This is a genomic window from Rhodovulum marinum (assembly GCF_004343075.1).
GTDB classification, from domain to species: Bacteria; Pseudomonadota; Alphaproteobacteria; order Rhodobacterales; family Rhodobacteraceae; genus Rhodovulum; species Rhodovulum marinum.
The window spans coordinates 35,312-56,667 of the sequence record NZ_SLXP01000019.1; the positions used below are offsets into that span (position 1 = coordinate 35,312).

The window sequence follows — 21,356 nt, forward strand, 5'->3', positions numbered from 1 at the left end:
GATGACACCCGGAACAGAGGCCGACCTGGCCGAGGCAGTGGCGGCGGCCGAGGGGCCGCTGAGGATCCTGGGCGGCGGCACGCGGGGCGTGGGCCGGCCCGTGGACGGCACGGCGCTGTCCGTGGCGGGGCTGGCGGGGGTGGAGTTGTATGAACCGGGCGCCTTGACGCTGGTGGTCAAGGCGGGCACGCCCCTGGCCGAGGTCGAGCGCGTGCTGGCCGCCGAGGGGCAGCGCCTGGCTTTCGAGCCGATGGATCACCGCGGGCTGCTGGGCACCGGGGGCGACCCGACGATCGGCGGCGTGGTGGCGGCGAATGTTTCGGGGCCGCGGCGCATCCAGGCGGGCGCCTGCCGCGATGCGCTGATCGGGGTGCGGTTCGTCGACGGGCGCGGGCAGGTGCTGCGCAACGGGGGCCGGGTGATGAAGAACGTCACCGGCTATGACCTGGTCAAGCTGATGGCGGGCAGCCGCGGCACGTTGGGCGTGTTGACCGAGGTGGCCTTCAAGGTGCTGCCCGCGCCCGAAAGCGTGGCGACGCTGACCCTGCATGTCGCGGACAGCGGGCCGGCCTTCGACGCGATGACCCGCGCGATGAAAAGCCCCTTCGAGGTATCGGGGGCGGCCTGGGCCCCCGGGGCGGGCGCGGTGCATCTGCGGCTGGAGGGGTTTTCCGGCTCGGTCGGCTATCGCGCCGGGCGGCTCACCGACCTGCTGGGCGATCTGGGCGAGGTGACGGTCGAGACCGGGGCCGAGGCGAACGCGGCGCTGTGGCGCGCGATCCGCGATGCCGAGGCGCTGGCCGATCACCCCTATGTCTGGCGGGTATCGATGGCGCCGGGCGCGATGCGCAGGGGCTTCATGGCCGATCTGGACCGGACCGCCCGGTTCGACCGGTTGCTGGACTGGGCCGGCGGGCTGTGCTGGATCGGCATGACCGAGGCGCAGGCGGCCGAGTATGCGCCGCGCTATGGCGCCGATGACGCGCCCGCGGGGGCGGTCCGGTTCCACCGCGACCTGCAACAGGCGATGGCCGACCCGGAACTGGGCGGGGGGCACGCCACGCTGGTCAAGGGGCCCGCGGCCTTGCGCGCCGAGGTGAGCGTGTTCCAGCCCGAGCCCGCGCCGCTGGCCGCGCTGGCCCGTGGCCTGCGCGCGCAGTTCGATCCGCGCGGTATCCTGAACCCCGGTTTGATGGGCTGAGCCGATGCAGACGAATTTCACCGAAGAGCAGTTGCAGGACCCCGGCATCGCACGCGCGAACGAGATCCTGCGCGCCTGTGTCCACTGCGGGTTCTGCACCGCGACCTGCCCGACCTACCAGGTGCTGGGCGACGAACTCGATTCCCCGCGCGGCCGGATCTACCTGATCAAGGACATGCTGGAGAATGACCGGCCCGCGGACGAAAAGACCGTCAAGCATATCGACCGCTGCCTGTCCTGCCTGGCCTGCATGACCACCTGCCCCTCGGGGGTGCATTACATGCACCTGGTCGACCATGCCCGCGCCCATATCGAAAAGACCTACAAGCGGCCCTTTACCGACCGGGCGCTGCGCTGGGTGCTGGCCCATGTCCTGCCCTACCCGGCGCGGTTCCGGCTGGCGATGCGGGCCGCAAAGATCGGCAAGCCCGTCGCCGCCCTGCTGCCCGATGCGCGGACCAAGGCGATGCTGGCGATGGTGCCCGAGACCCTGCCCAAGCCCAGCCCGAACGACGCGCCGCAGGTCTTCCCGGCGCAGGGCGCGCGCAAGATGCGGGTGGCGCTGTTGACGGGTTGCGCGCAGCGGGCGCTGGACACCGATATCAACGACGCCACGATCCGGCTGCTGCGGCGGCTGGGCTGCGAGGTGGTGATCGCGCGCGGCATGGGCTGTTGCGGGGCGCTGACCCATCACATGGGGCGTGAACAGGACAGCCACGCCATGGCCGCCCGCAACATCCGCGCCTGGGGCGCCGAGATCGCGGGTGAGGGGCTGGATGCCATCGTCATCAACACCAGCGGTTGCGGCACGACGGTCAAGGATTACGGCCACATGTTCCGCAACGATCCGCTGGCCGACCAGGCGCAGGCGGTGGCGGATCGCGCGATGGATGTGTCCGAACTGCTGGCCCGGCTGGACCTGCCGGCAGGCGCGGGGGGCCTGCGGGTCGCCTATCACGCCGCCTGTTCGTTGCAGCACGGCCAGCAGGTCAAGACCGCGCCCAAGGACTTGCTGAAACGCGCGGGCTTCGAGGTGGTGGAACCCGCGGATTCGCACCTGTGCTGTGGTTCGGCGGGCACCTATAACCTGCTGCAACCCGAGATCTCCGCCAAGCTGAAGGACCGCAAGGTGCGCACGCTGGAAGCGAAGGACCCCCAGGTGATCGCCACGGGCAATATCGGCTGCATGATGCAGATCGGCTCGGGCACCGAGGTGCCGGTGGTCCACACGGTGGAATTGCTGGACTGGGCCACCGGCGGGCCGCGGCCCCGCGCGCTGGGCGCGGGCTGACCGCCGGGCGGGTCCGGCGGGCGCGGCCATATTCTTGCCGCGTCGGCCTGATAGGCGGGCGCCATGCGATTGCGCTTGCCTTGTCTTCCGGCGCTGGCCGGGATGGTCCTGACCCTGTTCGCGGGCCTTGCCGCGGCGGCCGACATGCCGCTGCGCAGCCTGGCCACCGGTGACGCCGCCAAGGGCTGGGAGGCGGTCGGGCGGCTGGACCTGGGCGGCGAGGGGTTCTGTACCGGCGCGCTGATCGCCCCCGACCTGGTTCTGACCGCCGCGCATTGCCTGTTCGACAAGCTGTCGGGCGCGCCCGTCCCGCTGGCAGCCATGGAATTCCGCGCCGGCTGGCGCAATGGCCGGGCCGAAGCCTATCGCAAGCTGAGCCGCGCCATCGTGCACCCCGCGTATGATTTCGGCGACGATCCGACCATGGCGCGGGTCGCCCATGACCTGGCCCTGTTGCAGCTGGACCGGCCGATCCGGCAGCCGGGCCTGGCCCCCTTCGCCACCGCGGGCAAACCGCGCAAGGGCGACGAGGTGGGCGTGGTGTCCTACGCCCTGGGCCGGTCCGAGGCGCCCTCGCTGCAAGAGGTGTGCCAGGTGCTGGCCGGGCGGCCCGGTGTGGTGCTGATGTCCTGCGATGTCGATTTCGGCGCCTCGGGCGCGCCGGTGTTCCGGGTCGAGGACGGGGTGCCGCGCATCGTGTCGGTGGTCTCGGCCAAGGCCGAGATGTCCAGCCGCAAGGTCGCGCTGGGCACCGCGCTGGGCGACACGCTCGACCTGCTCCGGGCGCGGCTGGCGTCGGGCGAGGGCGTGATCGGCGACACCGCGCCGCCGCTGCACCGCTTCGGCCAGGGCGGCGCGCGCGCGGGCGGCGGCGCCAAGTTCGTCAGGCCCTGAGCCCATGCGCTGGCCCGGTCTCGCGTTTCTTGCCCTTCTGCTGCTGGCGCCGCTGCCCGCGGCGTCCGATACCGGGCTGCGCCGGCTGGGCCAGCGCGCCGACCTTCTGGGCTGGGAGGCGGTGGGCCGGCTGGACCAGGCGGGCGGCGGGTTCTGCACCGGTGTCTTGGTCGCGCCCGACCTTGTGCTGACCGCGGCCCATTGCCTGTTCGACCGCGCCGGTCAGCGCGTCGACCCGGCGCGGCTGACCTTTCGCGCGGGGCTGTCGGACGGCACCGCCATCGCCGCGGTCGCGGGCCGCCGCGCGGTGATCCACGAGGGCTACCGCCCCGATGATCCCGACGCGATGGCCCGGCTGCGGGCCGACGCGGCGCTGGTGCAACTGGCCCGGGCGATTCCTGCGGCCGTCGCCGCACCCTTTGCCGCGGGCCGCGCGGTGGGCAAGGACGGGACGGTCAGCGTGGTGTCCTATGCCCGCGGGCGCGAGAACGCGCTGTCCTGGCAACGCGGCTGCACGGTGATCGAGCGGGCGCAAGGGCTCTACGCGTTTTCCTGCGATGTCTGGTTCGGCTCGTCGGGCGCGCCGGTGTTCGAAAACTCGTCGGGGCGGGCGCGGATCGTGTCGATCGTTTCGGCGGGCAACCGCGAGGGGGGCGAAACGGTGGCCTTCGGCACCGACGCGGCCGAGGCGCTGGACAGCTTGCGCGCGGCGCTGCGCGCCGGGCGCGGCGTCTTCCCCGCCGAGGGGGTCACGGCCCGCCGCCTGCCCGCCGGGGGCGGGGGGCGCGATATCGGCGCCCGCTTCGTGCGCCCCTGAGACCCCCGGCCCGGGTCTTGAAACCGTTTTTCCCGGTTCCCAGATTCGCTCCGCGGGCGCCGCAACGGGTCCGCGAAACCTGCCCGTCCCACCATCGGGAGGGCATTCGAAACATCGCTCAGACGAGGATGAACGACATGCGACACTATGATTTCGGACCGCTTTACCGCGCCACCGTGGGCTTTGACCGGGTGGCCGACATGATGGACCGGCTGCTGGCCAATGACCTGACCCAGCCCAGCTATCCGCCCTACAACATCGAGAAGACCGGCGAGAACGGCTATCGCATCTCGATCGCCGTGGCAGGCTTCGCCGCCGACGAGCTGTCGGTCGAGGTCAAGGAGAACGCGCTGGTGATCGCGGCGCGCAAGGCCCCCGAGGAAACCGGGCGCACCTACCTGCACCGCGGCATCGCGACCCGCGCCTTCGAGCGCCGCTTCGCGCTGGCCGACCATGTGCGGGTGACCGGGGCGAGCCATGCCGACGGCATGCTGCACGTGGACCTGCTGCGCGAGGTGCCCGAGGCGCTGAAACCCCGCCGGATCGAGATCGCGGCGGGCGGGCGGCGGGCCATCGAGGCCCGCGCCGAGGAGACGCCGGAGCAGGAGACGGCGACGGGCGAGGGCGCGGCGGTCTGACCCGCCCGGCCGGACCGGCCGAAAAGACGAGGCGCGCGGGCAGGTTCCGCGCGCCTTTTGCGTTCGGGGCCGTCGGTCGGGGGGGCCTTTGGTTTCGCCCCGGCTGTCGCCGGGGCGACCGGCTGGGGGGCGCCGCCCCCCAGACCCCCAGGGGTATTTCAGCCAAGAAGAAGAACCGGACTGCCGAAGTCGGTGGATCGGCCATCCTGCGGCGCGGGTCTCAGGCCAGTTCCGCCGCGCGCGCCTCGCGGATGCGGTCGGCATCCTTGCCGTGCAATTCCTCGTAATGGTCGAACCGGCTTTCGAACCAGGCCGTGCCGTGGGTCAGCCCGCCCAGCGCCTGGAACAGGTCCTCCTTGGCGGCCGCGGGCAGCAGGGCCTGGAACACGTCCCAGCCGCGGGCCTGCCCGTGCGGCTCGAAGCCCAGCACCTGCCCCTTGAGGCTGCCGGCCAGCGCCACCAGCGCGCCGGAATAGACCGTGGGCACGTGGATCGCCACCCGCTCGACCGGCTGCAGCACCACGGCACCGGCCTTTTCCAGGGCCTCGCGCACGCCGGTCTTGGCCGCGGTGCGGAAGGCGTGGTCGGAACTGTCGACCGCGTGGGGTTTGCCGTCGGTCAGCGTCACCGCCACATCGACCACCGGAAAGCCCAGCGGCCCCTGTTCCATCGCCTCGCGCGCGCCGGCCTCGACCGCGGGGATATAGTTCTTGGGCACCGCGCCGCCCTTCACCGTGTCGTCGAAGGCAAAGCCCGCGCCGCGGCCCTGGGGCCGGATCGTCAGTTGCACATCGGCGAACTGCCCCGCGCCGCCGGTCTGCTTGCGGTGGCGGTGATGGGTTTCGACGGTTCGGGTGATGGTTTCGCGGTAGATGCCCGACACGGGATGTTCGCTGGCCTCGATGCCGAAATCCTCGGCCAGCTTGGCCAGCACCCGGCGCATGTGGATCGGCCCCTGAAGCCGCGCGACCAGGTGGCCCGTTTCGCTGTCCTGGGTCAGCTCCATCCCCGGGTCGGCGGCCGCGATCCGGGCCAGCGCCGCCGACAGCCGCACGTCGTCGCGTTCGTTCGCGGGCACCAGCACGCGCGCATAGGCGGGCGGGCGGCCGCGGGTCCAGCCGGGCAGTTCCTCGGCCTCTGTCGCGGTATAGGCAAAGCCCGGCTCCAGGTGATCCGACTTCACCGCCACGGCCAGCGTGCCGGGGTCCAGCGGTTCGGGCACCGGCTTGCCGTCGATCCCGGCCAGGTTGCCGATGGTGCCGCCGGCCAGCGGGCTGCCATGCTGCACCGGGCTGCCCAGCGCCCGGATCAGGGTGGACTTGCCGACATGTTTCTTCGTGTCGCCCGCCACCCCGATGGCCAGCGGCGCCGCGACGCCGAGGCGCAGCCCGATCGCCTCCATCCCCGGGGCCTCGTGGCGCAGCGCCTTCATCAGCCGGGTCAGGCCGTTGCCGTGGCTGGCCGCGCCCAGGTAGGCGGCCATCACCGCGTTGTCGCGATGGGCCTCGGCCAGCACCTTGTAGACCTCTTCGGTGGGCGGCGCGCGGTCCTCGATCAGCTGTTCCATCAGGTGGTCGTCGAAATCGGCCAGGTGTTCCAGCAGCTCGGCGCGGGCCTCCTGTTCGCGGTCATGCAGGTCGTCGGGGATCTCGATCAGTTTCGAGGGCTGGCCCTCCTGGTACTGGAACGCGCGTTCCGAGATCAGGTCGACCGCGCCCACCACGTGGCCGTCCGCGTCGCGGATCGGCGCCTGGCGCAGCACGATATGGTGGTTGGCATAGGCCTGCAGGGCGCCGACGATGTCGCGGATGCGGGCCTCGTCCTGGTCCATCTTGTTGATGAAGACGAAGCAGGGCACGTCGGATTGTTCCACCAGCCGCAGATAGGGCGCGGCCAGCACCGCGGCGTCGGGTTCGGGCGGCACGCACAGGATCGCGGCGTCGCTGGCGGCCAGCGCCTCGCCCGCATGGCCCAGGTAATCGGGCCCGCCCGCGATGTCGAAGCCCGCCCAGGGTTCGCCCAGGTAGGTGAACTGGCTGACCGTCAGGGCGTCGGTGAACCGGGCGGTGACGGGGCGCCCGTCCAGTTCGCTCAGGGCTTTCAGCAGGGTCGACTTGCCCGCCTGCGAGGGGCCCAGGATCGTGAAACAGCGCATGGAATGACATCCTCCGATCGGTCGCGTGGCACGGGTTATGGCTCGCGTGCCCTGCGCGCCGGCCGATGTGCTGCGCCCGGACCGGAGGCCGTTTCGTCGGCCTGCCCCGGCCGTCGGGTGCGGCCGCCGAAGGCGCCGGGCCGCTGTCCCGTCTGCCCCGATGTTCCCCGTTAACGTCAGGCCCGGTCAAGGCAAATCTGGGGTCATCGGGACGCACCACGGGGGCCGTGCGGGCCGGGGTGTCGCAGGCCGGGTTCATCCCCCGTTAACGGGCGGCGTGCAACGTGACCCTGTTCTGATTAGGCGGAGATACGATGGAAGCGCGCGCCCGGAAAATCGTCGTCGAAAGCGCGGGGCCGATCTTTGCGGCCAAGGGGCGCTTTGCCGACTTCTTTTACCAGCACCTGTTCGACCTCGCGCCCGAGACGCGCGCCCTGTTCCGGCGCGACCTTCACAGGCAGAAACGCATGCTGATGGCGGCGCTGGCCATGGTCGTGGGGGTGCTTGGCGACCGCGACAGGCTGGCGGCCACGGCGGCGCATCTGGGCCGCGTGCATGCCAACCGGCGGGTGCGGCACGCCCACATGATGCTGGGCCAACGGGCCTTCGACCTGGCGCTGGCCGATTTCTACGGCCCCGCCTGCACCGATGAAATGCGCATCGCGTGGCAATCGGCCTATGCGCAGGTGCTGGAAATGATGGAGATCGCCCCCGATCCCTGCGCGCTGGCCGAAACCGGCACCGCCTGAGGGCCCGGGGGCCCCGCTCAGACCGACATGCAGATGTATTTCATCTCCAGGTAATCCTCCATGCCGTGCCGGCTGCCCTCGCGGCCCAGCCCCGATTGCTTGACACCGCCAAAGGGCGCCACCTCGGTCGAGATGATGCCGGTATTCACCCCCACGATCCCGTATTCCAGCGCCTCGGCCACCTTGTAGACCCGGCTCAGGTCGCGGGCATAGAAATAGGACGCCAGCCCGAAGATCGTGTCGTTCGCCATCGCGATCACGTCGTCCTCGGTCTCGAACCGGAACAGGGGCGCGACGGGGCCAAAGGTCTCCTCGCAGGCGAACTGCATCTCCTGCGTGGCGCCGGTGACCACGGTGGGTTCAAAGAACGTGCCGCCGCGGGCGTGCCGCTGGCCGCCCGACAGCACCTGCGCGCCCTTGGCGGTGGCGTCGGCGATATGCTCCTCGACCTTGGCCAGCGCGTCGTCGGAAATCAGCGGGCCAAGGTCGGTGCCGTCGTCCAGCCCGTCGCCCACACGCAACCGCGCCACCGCCGCGGCCAGTTTCTCGGCGAAGGCGTCATAAACGCCCGCCTGCACATACAGGCGGTTGGCGCAGACGCAGGTCTGGCCGTTGTTGCGGAACTTGCAGGCGATGGCGCCCTCGACGGCGGCATCCAGATCGGCGTCGTCGAACACGATGAAGGGCGCGTTCCCGCCCAGTTCCATCGAACATTTCATCACCTGTTCGGCAGCCTGCTTCAGCAGGATGCGCCCCACCTCGGTCGACCCGGTAAAGGTGATCTTGCGCACGGTCGGATTTTCGCAGAACTCGCGGCCGATCTCCGACGACCGCGACGATGTCACCACCGACAGCACCCCCTTGGGCACACCCGCGCGCTCGGCCAGCACCGCCATGGCCAGCGCCGAAAGCGGCGTCTCGCCCGCGGGCTTGATCACCATCGAACAGCCCGCCGCCAGCGCCGGGCCCGCCTTGCGGGTGATCATCGCGTTGGGAAAGTTCCACGGCGTGATCGCCGCCGTCACCCCGATCGGCTGGCGGATCACGGTCAGCCGCTTGTCGGCCTGGTGGCCCGGGATCGTCTCGCCATAGATGCGCTTGGCCTCTTCGGCGAACCACTCGATGAACGACGCGCCATAGGCGATCTCGCCGCGGGATTCGCTCATCGGCTTGCCCATCTCGGCGGTCAGGATCACTGCCAGGTCCTCTTGCGCGGCCATCATCAGGTCGAACCAGCGGCGCAGGATGTTCGCGCGTTCCTTGGCGGTCTTCGCGGCCCAGTCCTTTTGCGCGACATGCGCGGCCTCGATCGCGCGGGCGGTTTCGGCGCGGGTCAGGTCGGGCACGGTGCAGATCACCTTGCCGGTGGCCGGGTTCACCACCTCGAACGTCGCGCCGTCATCGGCGTCGATCCACCGGCCGCCGACATGGGCCTGCGTCACCAGCAGGTCGGAATCCCTCAGAAGGCTCTTGAGATCGCTTGCGGGCATCGGTCATCCTCCCTTCCGTTCGGGCGCAGGCAAACACGGAGGGCGGGGAAATGTCCAGTGACGAGGGCGGGATCGACTGGGACGACGCCTATGCCAATGCCGCGCACATTGCGGGCGCCGACGCCTACCCGCCGCGCTGGGCCGCCGCGGCGGCCGCGTTCCGGGCCGGCGCGCGCGGCGAAACCGACCTGCCCTATGGCGACCACCCGCGCCAGCGCTTCGACATCTTCCTGCCCGCGGGGCGGGCGCTTGGGCTGGCGGTGTTCGTCCATGGCGGCTATTGGCTGCGCTTCGACAAGTCGGTCTGGTCGCACCTGGCGGCCGGGCCGCTGGCCCGCGGCTGGGCGGTGGCGATGCCCTCCTACCGGCTGGCCCCCGAGGTGCCCATCGCCGCCATCACCGCCGATATCGCCGCCGCGCTGCCGGTCATGGCGCGGCTGGTGCCCGGGCCGCTGGCGCTGGCCGGCCATTCCGCGGGCGGGCATCTGGTGGCGCGGATGCTGTGCGCCGATGTCGGCTTGCCCCGGGCCGTGGCCGAACGCCTCGCCCGCGTGGTGCCGATCTCGCCGGTGTCGGACCTGCGCCCGCTGCTGCGCACCCGGATGAACGACAGCTTCCGCCTGGACGACGCCGCCGCCCGCGCCGAAAGCCCGGTCTGCCACGCGCCGCGCCTCGGCGTTCCGGTCACCGTCTGGGTGGGCGCCGACGAACGCCCGGTCTTCCTCGACCAGGCGCGCTGGCTGGCCGAGGCCTGGCCGGGCACCGATCTGCACATCGCCCCAGGCCTGCACCATTTCGACGTGATCGAGGGGCTGACCCGCCCCGACAGCCCCCTGACCGAGGCGGTCATCGGCCCCGGCGCGGGGGGCTGACACCGCGCCCCGCGCGTCGCTGCGATGCAGCGAAAGCGCATATAAAAGTCATATGGGATTCATATGGGATTCATATGGAATTCATATGCGATTCATATCGCGGAATCCGACCCTATCGGCCGAATCCCGACAGCCCGTCAAAGTCGATCTTTTCCAGCACCGGCAGCATCGCATCCCGCCCCGCCCCGCTGGCCTGGATCAGAATTCGGTTGTCCACCAGCGCCGTCAATTCACCGTCCTGGTCGACGAATTTCTGCCGCCCCACCCGCACGATCTCTCCGGCCGTGCCCATCAGCATCGGGTTGCCGAACATCGCCGCCATCGCGGCCACCATCGGGTTGTCGGCCATCAGCGTGACGGTGAAACTCTGCCCGTCCCCGGCATAGGTCGCCTCGGCCCCCGTGCCGCCGCCCATCATGGCAAGTCCTTGATTCATATCGGTTTCCACCTCGCGGGTCCAGCCGTCGGGCGCCGGTGGCAGGAACCCGGTCAGCCCCTCGGCCTTCATCGCCTGCAGCAATTGCTGGGCATAGGCGATCTCTTCCAGGGCGTATTTCACGTCACCCGATTCATAGGCCTCGATGGCGCTTTGCAGCGTGTCGGTGACATCGTCGGCCAGCGCCGCAGGGGCGGCCAGGGCGATCAGGGCGGAAAGGGTCAGGCGTTTCATGGGGCGTCCTTCAGGGTTGTATCACGGCGCAGCCTATCACCCGCCTCCCCGCCGCTCAAACCGCGCCTGCCAACAGGGTAACGGATCGCCCGGCGCCGGTGTCGCGTGATACACACCACGCGCAATCGCCCTTGCCAAACAACAACTTGCGGCATGTCCCAGCAACAGGGAATCGCGGTCCGGATCGCCCAGCGGCCGCGCCCCCGTCGCCGCCGCAAAGACCAGGTCGCCGTCGAACAGCGTGTGACTTGGCACCAGCGCCCGCGCGATCCCGTCATGCGCGGCCACCGCCAACCGCGTCGCCTGCGCCTGGGTCAGGGCGGCATCGGTCGCCACGATGGCGATGGTCGTGGCCCGCCCCGTCAGCTTGGTCCGCGGCACCGTCGCCGGGTCTTGCCGGCCGACCCCCAAGCCCCCGAATTCAGTGCCGATTTCGAACGGCGCGGCCCAGAATTCCGGCCCGCCCCCCATCACCGCCGAGCCCACCGCGTTCACCGCGACCAACGCGCCCACGGTGATCCCGCTGTCCAACACCACCGAGGCCGAGCCCAGCCCCCCCTTCAGGTCCGCCGTCGTCGCCCCGAACCCCGCCCCCGCACTGCCCAGGGCGAACTCCTCCGCGACGGCGGAAAGCGCGGAACTTCCCAGCTTTTTGTACGGGTTATCTTCCCAATCCTTGTCGCCGCCATTCAGCAGGTCGAACAGGATCGCGCCGGGCACGATGGGCACCCGCTGGCCCCCCACCTCGAAACCCCGCCCCATCGCGCGCAAACCGTCCGCCACGCCCGAGGCCGCATCCAGACCAAAGGCCGAGCCCCCCGCCAGAACCAGCGCGTCCACCTCCTGCACCAGCCGGTCGGGCGCCAGCAGGTCGGTCTCGCGCGTGCCCGGCGCGCCGCCCATCACGTGAACGCCCGCCACGAAAGGCGCCGCGCCGACCAGAACGCTGACCCCGGTCTTGATCCGCACGTCATGGGCCTGCCCCACCCGCAGCCCGGCAATATCGGTGATCAGGTTTCTCGGTCCCGGCCGCATGCCCCGCCCCTTCTTCTGGCTGCAAATATCCCGGGGGAGTCGCCGCCCCGCGGCGACGGGGGCAGCGCCCCCGCTCCCTCAGATACAGCGCCCGCCATCCACCTCCAGCGCGACCCCGGTGATCATCGACGCCTCGTCCGAACACAGGAAACAGGCCGCGTTGCCCATGTCCTCGGGTGTGGAAAACCGCCCCAGGGGGATCGTCGCCAGGAACTTCGCCCGCATCTCGGGCGTGTCTTCGCCCAGGAAACTCTTCAGCAGCGGCGTCTCGCCCGCGACGGGACACAGCGCGTTGACCCGCACGTCCGCTGGGGCCAGTTCCACCGCCATCGCCCTGGTCGCGGTGATCATCCAGCCCTTGGACGCGTTGTACCAGTTCAGCCGCGGCCGCGGCGACAGCCCCGCGGTCGAGGCCACGTTCAGGATCGCGCCCGCGCCATTGGCCTTGAACTGCGGCACCAGATGGCGCGCGGTCAGGAAGACCGACTTGGCGTTGACCGCCAGAACCCGGTCGAATTCCGCTTCCGTGACCTCCTCCATCGGCTTGGGCATGTGGGTGATGCCGGCATTGTTCACCAGGATGTCCAGCCGCCCGAAGGCCGCCAGCGCCGCGCGCGCCATCTCGCCGACCGAGGCGTCATCGGCCACGTCGACCGCCTGCGCGATGCCGCCGACCTCGTCCGCGACGGCGCGGGCGGCGTCCGCGTTGATGTCGGCCACCATCACCCGTGCCCCCTCGGCGGCGAACCTGCGCACGATCCCCGCGCCAAAGCCCGAACCGCCCCCCGTCACGATTGCCGTCTTTCCCGCCAGCCTCATTGTCGTCGCCTCCCGTGATGGGCCACAATCACCGCGCAAGCGCCGCCGCCAAATCGGCGGCCACCCGCTCGTCGCGAATCTCACCGACGCGGGCCAGGCGCGCGGTGTATTTCCAGCCGGTATTGATCGCGGCGCAGTGCCAATAGCCGGCGTCACTGCGTTGCCAGAACCGCCTCAGCGCCGCTGGGCCGATGCGGTGCACGTCCCAGTTCATCCGCCCGGCCAGTCGCCCCGGGGCGACGGCGTATTTCGTCGGGCAGGGATGGTCCTCGACGCTGCGCCAGACATGGTCGCGATGGCGGAACGGCGGCTTGGCCGACGGGCCGGGCAGGCGCCACCGGCCGGTAAAGACCGCGATGCCCAGCGGATTGCGAACCGCCATGTCGAACACGCTTTGCCCTTCGGACCAGACCAGCTCGTCGATATCGATGTTGAGAATCGCGCGGGCGGTGGCCAGGAACCGCAGCCGCGCGAGGTTCAGCATCGCGGTGCGAAGAAACTTGGCCGCGTGCCGGTGCGCGCCGCGTTTCAGCATCGGCCCATAGGGCAGGGGCGCCGGCAGCACCAGCCCGTCCAGCCCCGCCGCGCCCAGCACGTCGACGATCTCGTCCGGGCCATAGCGGGTCGAGCCGTTGTCGATGAACAGGATCGCCTCGGCGCCTTGGGTCTTGCGGTGGTAGCGGGCGAAATCGCCGATCCAGTCCAGGTCGTTGTCGCGCGAGATGGTCACGATCACGTTGCGCCCGGCAAAGACCTCGCGGTCCACATGGCTTACGCCGGTTTCGATCCGCCAATCGGGGCCCGCGATCTCGATCCGGGCGGCCGGGCTTGGGGCGGGCAGGTCGAGGACCTCGTAGCGGGCGCGGCGGTTGCGGTATCTGGGCCGGACAGGCGTGCCGTCGACCCGGATTTCGGCTTCGTTCAGCGCCTGCCGCAGGTTCAGCAACGGCGGTGCGACCATTGTGATCCGCCCGGCATCCCAGAACGCGTCATACCACAACGTGGTGCGGTCATAACGCGAATCCGGCGCCGTCTGCCCCGCGTCGTGCGGCACGATATCGGCCCGGCGCAACGGCGTGTCGCCCAGGTCGGCCGTCGCAAGGGTCCCGATGCCGGGCCGTGTCGTTGTCATCGTCACCGTCTTATCCATGCCGTGCGGCCACCGTCTTGACCGTGGAAAACCCGTAAAGCGCCTCGAACCCCTTTTCGCGGCCATGGCCCGACAGCCCGGTGCCGCCGAAGGGCAGTTCCACACCGCCGCCCGCGCCGTAATTGTTGATGAAGACCTGCCCGGCCTGCAAACTGCGGGCCAGCCGCATCTGCCGCCCACCGTCGCGCGACCAGACCGATGCGACAAGGCCATAGCCCGTGCCATTGGCGATTTCGGTGGCCTCGTCCTCGTCTTCGAAGGGGATCAAGGCCTGCACGGGGCCGAAGATCTCTTCCTGCGCCAGCCTGTGCGCCGGAGGCACGCCCGCCAGCAGGCGCGGCGCGACATAATGCCCACCCGTGGGCGCGGTGTCCAGGATCGTGCCCTCGGCGGCGGTGTCCAGGTCCGCGCCCTGCGCCAGGAACCCGGCGACGATCTCTTTCTGGCGGGCCGAGATCAGCGGACCCAGGTTCAGGTCGTCCATCGCCGGGCCGACCCTCAGCGCGCGGTATCGCTCGGCCATGCGGGCCAGCACCTCGTCATAGACGGGCCGCTGGACCAGGATGCGCGATGACGCCGAGCAGGTTTGCCCCGCGTTCTGGATACCCGCGTTCACCAGGAAGGGCAGGGCGGCGTCCAGATCGGCATCGGCAAAGACCAGCTGGGGCGATTTCCCGCCCAGTTCCAGCGTGACCGGCACCACGTTCTGCGCCGCGGCCGCCTGCACCAGCCGGCCCACCGCGAGCGACCCGGTGAAGCTGATATGGTTGACGCCCGGATGCGCCGTCAGCGCGGCACCCGCCTCTTCGCCAAGACCCGGCACCACGTTCAGCGCGCCCGGTGGCAGGCCCGCCTCTTCGGCCAGCTTGGCGAAGGCCAGCGCGGTCAGGCAGGCCTCTTCGGCGGGTTTCAGCACGACGGCATTGCCCATCGCCAGGGCGGCCCCCACGGACCGGCCGATGATCTGCATCGGGTAATTCCACGGGATGATGTGGCCCGTCACCCCGTGGGGTTCGCGGAGGGTGTAGACCGTGTAGCCCTCGAGATAGGGGATGGTCTGGCCCATCACCTTGTCGGCGGCACCGCCGTAGAATTCCATGTAGCGGGCCAGCGCCATCGCGTCGGCGCGGGCCTGCGTCAGCGGCTTGCCCACGTCGGTCGCCTCGATCGCGGCCAGTTCATCGGCCCGGCCGCGCACGAACTGGCCGATCCGGGCAAGGATACGGCCCCGCTCGGCGGCGGTGGTGCGGCCCCAGGCGCCTGTCCGGGCATCCTGGGCGGCGGCGATGGCGGCGTCGATATCGGCGGCCTGCCCGCGGGCGATTTCGCCGATGGTCTCGCCGGTCGAGGGGTTCTCGATGGGCAGGGTCTGGCCGGACATGGGCGGCGTCCAGTGCCCGGCGACAAAGCAGCGATCGGTGGGAAACCAGAGATCGCGGATCACATCGTTGGTCATGCGGGCACCTTCAGTTCGGGCGCGGCGGCCATCAACGCCTTGGTATAGGGATGGGCGGGGGCGCGCAGCACCTTTTCGGTGGGGCCTTCCTCGACGATGTCACCCGCCCGCATAACCAGAACCCGGTCGGTGATCGCGCGCACCACGTGCAAATCGTGGCTGATGAAGAGGTAGGCGAGGGCGAACCGCGCGCGCAGATCGGCCAGCAGGTCGAGGATTTGCGCGCGCACCCGCACATCGAGGGCCGACACCGCCTCGTCCAGCACGATCAGTTCGGGGCGGGTGATCAGCGCGCGTGCGATGGCGATGCGCTGGCGCTGGCCGCCGGAAAACTCGTGGATGAACTTGTGGCGGTCCTCGGGGGACAGGCCGACCGAGGTCAAGGCCTCCGCGATGCGGGCGTCGGCATCGGCCGGGCGCCCGGTCAGGTGAAAGGGTTCGGCGATCAGCCTGCCGACGCGGTGGCGGGGGTTGAAGCTGCCATACGGGTCCTGGAAGACCACGTTCATCTTGCGCCGCAGGGTGACGGGCATGCGTTCGCCCGCGCGCACCGCCTGACCGTCCAGCCGGATTTCGCCGCCCTGGAGGGGATCGAGGCCCAGGATCGCGCGGGTCAGCGTGGACTTGCCGCAACCGGATTCGCCCACCAGCCCCACGCTTTCGCCACGGGCGATGTCGAAGCTGACGCCGTTGACCGCGCGGAACGGGGGCGAGCGGTGGAACAGGCGGGTGCGGGCCACGGGATAGTCGCGGATGGCGCCCCGTACCTGCAAGAGCGGCGTCTCGGTTGCGCTGGCTTGACTTTCGGGCTGGTGGGCCGAGGCCTCGAACAGGGCGTGGGTATAGGGATGGCGGCGCCCGCGCAGCACCTCGGCGGTGGGCCCCTGTTCCACGATCTCGCCCGTCCGCATGACCGCCAGCCGGTCGGCCATGCCCGAGACCACGGCAAGGTCATGGGTAATCAGCATCAGGCCCATGCCCTCTTCCTCGACCAGCCCGCGCAGCAGGTCGAGGATCTGCGCCTGCGTGGTGACATCGAGCGCGGTGGTGGGTTCGTCCGCGATCAAGAGTTGCGGGCGCAGCGCGATGGCCATGGCGATGCAGACGCGTTGGCGCTGCCCGCCCGAAAGCTGGTGCGGGTAACGCGACAGGGGGAAGCGCTCGGCGGGCAGGCCGACCCGGTCCAGTCGCTTGCGGGCCTCGCGCAGGGCCTCGGTGCGCGAAGCCGCGCCATGGATCACCAGTGTCTCGGCCACCTGGTCGCCTATGGTCTGCACCGGGTTCAGCGCGGTCATCGGCTCCTGGAAGATCATCGCCAACTGACGCCCGCGGATGGCGCACATCCGGGGCTCGGACAGGGTCAAAAGGTCGGTGCCGTCCAGCAACACGCGGCCCGTGACCTGGGCGCCATGGGGCAGCAGGCCCATCAGCGCCAGCGCCGTCATCGATTTGCCCGAGCCGCTTTCGCCCACCAGCCCGACGATCCGGCCCCGCTCGATTTCCAGCGAGACGCCGCGCAGGATCGGGGTGTCGTGGATCGCCACCGTAAGCCGGTCCAGCACGATCATCGGGCCGCCCTCCGCAGGCGGGGGTCCAGCGCGTCGCGCAACCCGTCGCCCATCAGGTTCAGCCCCAGCACCAGCAGGACGATGCACAGCCCCGGCAGGATCGCCAGCGCGGGCGCGGTGTAGATCATGGTCTGCGCCTCGGCCAGCATGCGGCCCCAGCTGGGCGTCGGGGGTTGCGCGCCGAGGCCGACGTAGGACATGCCCGCCTCGGCGAGGATGCCAAGGCTGAACTGGATGGAACCTTGCACGATCAACAGGTTGGCGATGTTGGGCAGGATATGTTCCACGCTGATCCGGGCCGCGCCCTTTCCCGCCACGCGGGCCGCGAGGATGTAGTCCAGCGTCCACAGGCTGAGTGCGGCGCCGCGGGTGACGCGGGCGAAGACGGGGATGTTGAAGATGCCGATGGCAAGGATCGCGTTGACCGCCGAGGGGCCGAAAACGGCGGTGATGAGGATGGCGATGACCAGCGCCGGAAAGGCGAAGATCAGGTCGTTCATCCGCATCACCAGCTCGTCCAGCCAACCGCCCCGATTGGCCGCGGCGAGCAGCCCCAGGGGCACCCCCAGCCCCATGCCGATCCCGACCGCGACCAGCGCCACCGCGATCGAGGACCGCGCGCCAACCATCAGCATCGACAAGAGGTCGCGGCCGAACTGGTCGGTGCCAAGGGGGTAGGCGCCGCCGGGTGGGCGCAGCCGGTCGGCGATGTTCAGCGCGGCCACGTCATGGGGCACCCAGACCAGCGAGACGGCGGCGGCAACGAGGAATACCGCCGAAAGTGCCCCCCCGATGACCAACTGCACGCGCCCCGTCATCGCCGCCTCAGCCGGGGGTCGACGGCGGCATAGGCCAGGTCGACGAGGAAGGTGACGAGGATCACGGCAAAGACCAGCAGCATCACCATGCTTTCGACCACGACCAGGTCGCGCTGGGTGATCGCCTGGAAGATCAGTCGCCCCAGGCCCGGCAGGAAGAACACGTTCTCGATGATGATCGCGCCCGCGATCAGGAACGAGAATTGCAGCCCGAGGATGGTCAGCACCGGGATCAGCGCGTTGCGGAAGGCGTGGCGTCGGATCGCCTGTCCGCGGGTCAGCCCCTTGGCGCGCGCGCTGCGAATATAGTCCTGGCCCAACGTCTCGATCAGCGCCGAGCGCATCACCCGGGCGAGGATTGCGGCCTGCGGCAGGGCCAGCGCCACCGCCGGCAGGGTCAGCGCCTTGAGGCCGGGCACGAGGCCCGCCTCCCAGCCGGGGAAGCCACCTGCGGAGAACCAGTTGAGCTTCACCGCGAAAACCAGCACCAGCAGCATCGCGAACCAGAAATTCGGCACCGCGATGCCCAGCTGCGTCGCCCCCATCACGCCGAAATCCACCGGCCCGCCCCGCCGCGCTGCGGCCCAAAGGCCCGCGGGCAGGGCGATCGCCGTCGAGAGCGTCAGCGCATAGGCGGCCAGCGGCAGCGATACCCACAACCGCTGCGCCACGAGGTCGGCCACCGGCACGCGATAGGTATAGGACCGGCCGAAATCCCCGGTCAGCATGCCGCCCAGCCAGTCGAGATAGCGGGCCAGCGGCGAGCCGGTCAGGCCCAGCTCGTCCCTGAGCGCCGCCACCGCCGCCGGGTCGGCGTTCAGCCCCAGCATGTAGGCGGCCGGGTCGCCCGGGATCACCTCGATCACGGCGAAGATCACGACGCTCGCGGCCAGAAGGCTGAGCCCGAGCGAAAGAAGGCGCCTGAAAGCATAACGCAGCATGGGGCGAGCCTAGGCAAGCGCCCCCCATCGCGCCAGAGGATTTGCCCGCTTGCCGGGCCGCGCGTTTGGCGTAATATCCCGCGCGGGCCGCGTGGCGATGGCGTCGCCGCGGGGGTAAGCGCCCCCATGGCCCGGGCACCCCGCCCTGTCTCCTGAACGCCGGGACCCCACTTGGCCCGGCCGCCCCGGGCCGACCGCTCGGAGGTTTCGATGACCCGACCCGACTTTTTCCGCTTTCACAACGGCGACAAGGCCCCGCTGCCCTTCTCGCAGGACGAGTACGACACCCGCCTGATGGGCCTGCGTTCGGCGATGGACGCCACCGGCGCAGAGGTGGCGGTTCTGACCTCGATGCACGCGATCGCCTATTACTCGGGCTTTCTCTATTGCAGCTTCGGGCGGCCCTACGGGCTGGTCGTGACGGCCTCGGAGGCGGTGACGATCAGCGCGGGGATCGACGCGGGCCAGCCCTGGCGGCGTTGCGCGACCGACAACATCACCTATACCGACTGGCAGCGCGACAATTTCTGGCGTGCGGTGGCCCATGTGGCCGGGCAGGGGCGCGCCGTCGGCTACGAGGGCGACCACCTGACGCTGGCGCAGAAGGCGAAGCTGGATGCGTTCCTCGGCCCTCGCGAAACGGTGGATATCGCCCCCGCCTCGATGCAGCAGCGGATGCGCAAGAGCCCGGCCGAGATCGCGTTGATCCGCGCCGGGGCGGCGGTGGCCGATGTGGGCGGTTACGCGATCCGCGAGGCGGTGCGCGAGGGCACGCGCGAGATCGACGTTGCCATGGCCGGCCGCGACGCGATGGAACTGGAAATCGCGCGCCGTTTCCCCGATGCCGAATATCGCGACACATGGGTCTGGTTCCAGTCGGGGCTGAACACCGACGGGGCGCATAACCCGGTGACCGCGCGGGCGTTGCAGCGGGGCGATATCCTGTCGCTGAACACCTTCCCGATGATCTCGGGCTATTACACGGCGCTGGAACGGACGATGTTCGTGGCCGAGGTGGACGCGGCCAGCCTGCGTGTTTGGGAGGCGAACGTCGCCGCCCATGAATACGGCATGTCGCTGTTGAAGCCGGGGGTGAGTTGCGCCGAGGTGACCCACGCGATCAACGATTTCCTCGCCGCGCGCGACCTGCTGCAATACCGCAGCTTCGGTTATGGCCATTCTTTCGGGGTGCTGTCGCATTACTATGGGCGCGAGGCGGGGCTGGAGCTGCGCGAGGATATCGACACGGTGCTGGAACCCGGCATGGTGATCTCGATGGAACCGATGCTGACGATCCCTCAGGGACAGCCCGGCGCGGGCGGATACCGCGAACACGACATCCTGATCGTGACCGGGGACGGGGCCGAGACCATCACCGGCTATCCCTATGGGCCCGATTTCAACGTGGTTGGCTGAGGCTTAGCGCCGGTCCATCAGCGCGCGGGTCCGGGCGACGATGACGGGCAGCGCGACGGTCAGCACCAGCAGCCGGAACACGTGATGGGCCGCAACATAGGCGGGGTCGGCGTCCAGCAGGAGCGACATCGCCATCATCGTTTCCAGCCCGCCGGGGGCAAAGGCGATCAGCGCGGTCAGCATCGGCAGGCCGAGCGTCATCGAAACCAGCGCCGCTGCGGCCAGCGACACCGCGGCGGCGAACACCGTCAGAAGGCTGGAGGCCCCCAGCGACTGCCAGACCATGCGCGGCGTGATACCCGAGAAGCGCGCACCGATCAGCGTGCCCATCACGGTAAAGGCGGGGATCGACAGCCAGGCGGGCACCGACCCCGATATCGCGCCCGTCGCGTGCCCCAGCCCCGACAGTGCCATGCCCCCCAGCAAGAGCGCCGCGGGCACCTTGAGGCGCTGGAATGCCACCCCGCACAGAAGCGAGAGCACGATCAACGGCCCCAGCACCGTCAGCGGCATCGCCGGCGGCAGGGCAGGCAGGCCGGGCAGGTCGCCATGGCCCAAGAGCGGCGCGACGAAGGGCACGATCAGCGTCAGCGACAGCACCCGTAGCGTCTGGATCATCGTCACCCGTGGCAGGTCGGCCCTGACATCGGTGGACAAGCTGAGCACATAGCTGAGATGCCCCGGCGTCGCGGTCAGAAGCGCGCTCATCCGGTCGAAGCCGAACAGCCGTTCCAGCAGGCGCGCGCCGAACCACAGGATCGCCAGCACCGCGACAGCCAGAAGTGCGAGGCTGAGCGGCCAGCGCGCGGCGGTGGCGACCGCCTCGGGGGTGACGCCCGCGCCCATGTTGACCCCGATCAGTAGGAAACACGCATCGCGCAGCCGCGCGGGCATCGTCACCGGAACGCCGGCCAGTGCCAGAAGCGTCACGGTCAATGCCGGCCCGGTCAGGAACGGCGCCGGCACACCGGCAAGCGTGGCCAGGATGGCGCCGGCGGCGCCGGCCGCGAGGGTGAGAAGCGCAGGGACCATGAAGGTTCCGGAAAGCAGCGGGACAGGCGGGCGAGCGCCGGGGCGCCCGCTGCCCATGAATCGCAGGCCCCCCGCGAATGTCAATTCGCCGCAGCCCGGCCGTTGCACGGGGCGCACGGGGGTAACCCTTCGGGTGCAAGGTGTGTTGACTTGGGCCCGGTGCTGTCGCATCGCCATGCCCGACGCCCATTAGGGAGATTTGATATGAAGATTGCGATGGTCGGGACGGGCTATGTCGGGCTGGTCTCTGGTGTGTGTTTCTCGGACTTCGGCCACGAGGTGGTCTGCGTGGACAAGGACCCGCGCAAGCTGGACATGCTGGAGCGCGGCGAGGTGCCGATCTA

Annotated in this window: 19 protein-coding genes and 1 pseudogene; 9 read left to right on the forward strand and 11 right to left on the reverse strand. The window is 70.1% G+C overall.

Features of this window, described 5'->3' with window-relative positions; translation table 11 throughout:
* The first annotated feature begins 1 nt into the window (after position 1).
* The 5 genes from EV662_RS18285 (at position 2) to EV662_RS18305 (ending at position 4,841) form a co-directional block, all read left to right on the forward strand.
* A complete protein-coding gene (locus EV662_RS18285; RefSeq protein ID WP_132465974.1) occupies positions 2 to 1,201 on the forward strand; it encodes an FAD-binding protein in 1,200 nt (399 codons plus the stop codon).
* Between the two features lie 4 nt (positions 1,202 to 1,205).
* Complete coding sequence (gene glcF, locus EV662_RS18290; RefSeq protein ID WP_132465976.1) at positions 1,206 to 2,492, forward strand: glycolate oxidase subunit GlcF; 1,287 nt, start codon at positions 1,206 to 1,208, stop codon at positions 2,490 to 2,492.
* A 63-nt stretch (positions 2,493 to 2,555) separates the two neighbouring features.
* Complete coding sequence (locus EV662_RS18295; RefSeq protein WP_243695905.1) at positions 2,556 to 3,386, forward strand: trypsin-like serine peptidase; 831 nt, start codon at positions 2,556 to 2,558, stop codon at positions 3,384 to 3,386.
* A gap of 4 nt (positions 3,387 to 3,390) precedes the next feature.
* On the forward strand, positions 3,391 to 4,203 hold the full coding sequence (locus tag EV662_RS18300) for a trypsin-like serine peptidase (protein ID WP_132465978.1): 813 nt from the start codon (positions 3,391 to 3,393) through the stop codon (positions 4,201 to 4,203).
* 137 nt (positions 4,204 to 4,340) lie between these two features.
* Entirely contained in the window at positions 4,341 to 4,841 is a 501-nt protein-coding gene (locus EV662_RS18305; RefSeq protein ID WP_132465981.1) for an Hsp20 family protein, read from the forward strand.
* A gap of 220 nt (positions 4,842 to 5,061) precedes the next feature.
* Here the strand turns inward: EV662_RS18305 and EV662_RS18310 are convergent, their stop codons facing one another.
* Positions 5,062 to 6,996 carry an elongation factor G gene (locus tag EV662_RS18310; protein ID WP_132465983.1) on the reverse strand — a complete coding sequence of 645 codons (1,935 nt, stop codon included), beginning with the start codon at positions 6,994 to 6,996 and terminating at the stop codon, positions 5,062 to 5,064.
* Positions 6,997 to 7,310: 314 nt separating this feature from the next.
* Between EV662_RS18310 and EV662_RS18315 the strand changes: the two genes are divergently transcribed.
* Positions 7,311 to 7,745 (forward strand): globin domain-containing protein, encoded by a 435-nt coding sequence (locus EV662_RS18315; RefSeq protein ID WP_132465987.1) that lies wholly within the window; start codon positions 7,311 to 7,313, stop codon positions 7,743 to 7,745.
* Positions 7,746 to 7,762: 17 nt separating this feature from the next.
* Here EV662_RS18315 and EV662_RS18320 read toward each other — a convergent pair whose 3' ends face one another.
* Positions 7,763 to 9,235: an NAD-dependent succinate-semialdehyde dehydrogenase gene (locus EV662_RS18320; protein ID WP_132465989.1), complete on the reverse strand. Its 1,473-nt coding sequence runs from the start codon at positions 9,233 to 9,235 to the stop codon at positions 7,763 to 7,765.
* Between the two features lie 71 nt (positions 9,236 to 9,306).
* Here EV662_RS18320 and EV662_RS18325 point away from each other — a divergent pair, with 71 nt between their 5' ends.
* Positions 9,307 to 10,107 carry an alpha/beta hydrolase gene (locus EV662_RS18325; RefSeq protein WP_132466035.1) on the forward strand — a complete coding sequence of 267 codons (801 nt, stop codon included), beginning with the start codon at positions 9,307 to 9,309 and terminating at the stop codon, positions 10,105 to 10,107.
* Positions 10,108 to 10,219: 112 nt separating this feature from the next.
* Here EV662_RS18325 and EV662_RS18330 read toward each other — a convergent pair whose 3' ends face one another.
* The 8 genes from EV662_RS18330 to EV662_RS18365 all read right to left on the reverse strand — a co-directional run bounded on the left by EV662_RS18330 (position 10,220) and on the right by EV662_RS18365 (position 18,564).
* Positions 10,220 to 10,777: a hypothetical protein gene (locus EV662_RS18330; RefSeq protein ID WP_132465992.1), complete on the reverse strand. Its 558-nt coding sequence runs from the start codon at positions 10,775 to 10,777 to the stop codon at positions 10,220 to 10,222.
* 36 nt (positions 10,778 to 10,813) lie between these two features.
* Complete coding sequence (locus EV662_RS18335) at positions 10,814 to 11,812, reverse strand: P1 family peptidase (RefSeq protein ID WP_132465994.1); 999 nt, start codon at positions 11,810 to 11,812, stop codon at positions 10,814 to 10,816.
* A gap of 78 nt (positions 11,813 to 11,890) precedes the next feature.
* The gene (locus tag EV662_RS18340) at positions 11,891 to 12,631 is read right to left on the reverse strand and encodes an SDR family oxidoreductase (protein ID WP_132465998.1); all 741 of its coding nucleotides are present in this window, start codon (positions 12,629 to 12,631) and stop codon (positions 11,891 to 11,893) included.
* 28 nt (positions 12,632 to 12,659) lie between these two features.
* Positions 12,660 to 13,781 (reverse strand): glycosyltransferase family protein, encoded by a 1,122-nt coding sequence (locus tag EV662_RS18345; protein ID WP_132466001.1) that lies wholly within the window; start codon positions 13,779 to 13,781, stop codon positions 12,660 to 12,662.
* A complete protein-coding gene (locus EV662_RS18350) occupies positions 13,774 to 15,237 on the reverse strand; it encodes an aldehyde dehydrogenase family protein (protein ID WP_132466003.1) in 1,464 nt (487 codons plus the stop codon). The genes EV662_RS18345 and EV662_RS18350 overlap by 8 nt, the downstream gene beginning before the upstream one ends.
* On the reverse strand, positions 15,234 to 16,805 hold the full coding sequence (locus EV662_RS18355; protein WP_132466006.1) for an ABC transporter ATP-binding protein: 1,572 nt from the start codon (positions 16,803 to 16,805) through the stop codon (positions 15,234 to 15,236). The genes EV662_RS18350 and EV662_RS18355 overlap by 4 nt, the downstream gene beginning before the upstream one ends.
* A complete protein-coding gene (locus EV662_RS18360) occupies positions 16,802 to 17,623 on the reverse strand; it encodes an ABC transporter permease (RefSeq protein ID WP_132466008.1) in 822 nt (273 codons plus the stop codon). The genes EV662_RS18355 and EV662_RS18360 overlap by 4 nt, the downstream gene beginning before the upstream one ends.
* Positions 17,620 to 18,564, reverse strand: a complete 945-nt coding sequence (locus tag EV662_RS18365) for an ABC transporter permease (RefSeq protein WP_132466011.1) — start codon at positions 18,562 to 18,564, stop codon at positions 17,620 to 17,622. Before EV662_RS18365 ends, EV662_RS18360 begins: the two co-directional genes overlap by 4 nt.
* Positions 18,565 to 18,774: 210 nt before the next feature.
* Between EV662_RS18365 and EV662_RS18370 the strand changes: the two genes are divergently transcribed.
* Positions 18,775 to 19,980, forward strand: coding sequence for a M24 family metallopeptidase (locus tag EV662_RS18370; RefSeq protein ID WP_132466014.1), 1,206 nt, complete (start codon positions 18,775 to 18,777; stop codon positions 19,978 to 19,980).
* A gap of 3 nt (positions 19,981 to 19,983) precedes the next feature.
* Here the strand turns inward: EV662_RS18370 and EV662_RS18375 are convergent, their stop codons facing one another.
* Complete coding sequence (locus EV662_RS18375; protein WP_165915652.1) at positions 19,984 to 21,012, reverse strand: AbrB family transcriptional regulator; 1,029 nt, start codon at positions 21,010 to 21,012, stop codon at positions 19,984 to 19,986.
* 204 nt (positions 21,013 to 21,216) lie between these two features.
* Here EV662_RS18375 and EV662_RS18380 point away from each other — a divergent pair.
* Positions 21,217 to 21,356, forward strand: a pseudogene (locus tag EV662_RS18380) (UDP-glucose 6-dehydrogenase); the annotation flags it as partial.

Bases quoted from the DNA above. Each gene is read 5' to 3' on its own strand.
- EV662_RS18285 (WP_132465974.1), top strand. From the start codon at position 2: ATGACACCCGGAACAGAGGCCGACCTGGCCGAGGCAGTGGCGGCGGCC.
- glcF (WP_132465976.1), top strand. From the start codon at position 1,206: ATGCAGACGAATTTCACCGAAGAGCAGTTGCAGGACCCCGGCATCGCA.
- EV662_RS18295 (WP_243695905.1), top strand. From the start codon at position 2,556: ATGCGATTGCGCTTGCCTTGTCTTCCGGCGCTGGCCGGGATGGTCCTG.
- EV662_RS18300 (WP_132465978.1), top strand. From the start codon at position 3,391: ATGCGCTGGCCCGGTCTCGCGTTTCTTGCCCTTCTGCTGCTGGCGCCG.
- EV662_RS18305 (WP_132465981.1), top strand. From the start codon at position 4,341: ATGCGACACTATGATTTCGGACCGCTTTACCGCGCCACCGTGGGCTTT.
- EV662_RS18310 (WP_132465983.1), bottom strand. From the start codon at position 6,996: ATGCGCTGTTTCACGATCCTGGGCCCCTCGCAGGCGGGCAAGTCGACC.
- EV662_RS18315 (WP_132465987.1), top strand. From the start codon at position 7,311: ATGGAAGCGCGCGCCCGGAAAATCGTCGTCGAAAGCGCGGGGCCGATC.
- EV662_RS18320 (WP_132465989.1), bottom strand. From the start codon at position 9,235: ATGCCCGCAAGCGATCTCAAGAGCCTTCTGAGGGATTCCGACCTGCTG.
- EV662_RS18330 (WP_132465992.1), bottom strand. From the start codon at position 10,777: ATGAAACGCCTGACCCTTTCCGCCCTGATCGCCCTGGCCGCCCCTGCG.
- EV662_RS18335 (WP_132465994.1), bottom strand. From the start codon at position 11,812: ATGCGGCCGGGACCGAGAAACCTGATCACCGATATTGCCGGGCTGCGG.
- EV662_RS18340 (WP_132465998.1), bottom strand. From the start codon at position 12,631: ATGAGGCTGGCGGGAAAGACGGCAATCGTGACGGGGGGCGGTTCGGGC.
- EV662_RS18345 (WP_132466001.1), bottom strand. From the start codon at position 13,781: ATGGATAAGACGGTGACGATGACAACGACACGGCCCGGCATCGGGACC.
- EV662_RS18350 (WP_132466003.1), bottom strand. From the start codon at position 15,237: ATGACCAACGATGTGATCCGCGATCTCTGGTTTCCCACCGATCGCTGC.
- EV662_RS18355 (WP_132466006.1), bottom strand. From the start codon at position 16,805: ATGATCGTGCTGGACCGGCTTACGGTGGCGATCCACGACACCCCGATC.
- EV662_RS18360 (WP_132466008.1), bottom strand. From the start codon at position 17,623: ATGACGGGGCGCGTGCAGTTGGTCATCGGGGGGGCACTTTCGGCGGTA.
- EV662_RS18365 (WP_132466011.1), bottom strand. From the start codon at position 18,564: ATGCTGCGTTATGCTTTCAGGCGCCTTCTTTCGCTCGGGCTCAGCCTT.
- EV662_RS18370 (WP_132466014.1), top strand. From the start codon at position 18,775: ATGACCCGACCCGACTTTTTCCGCTTTCACAACGGCGACAAGGCCCCG.
- EV662_RS18375 (WP_165915652.1), bottom strand. From the start codon at position 21,012: ATGGTCCCTGCGCTTCTCACCCTCGCGGCCGGCGCCGCCGGCGCCATC.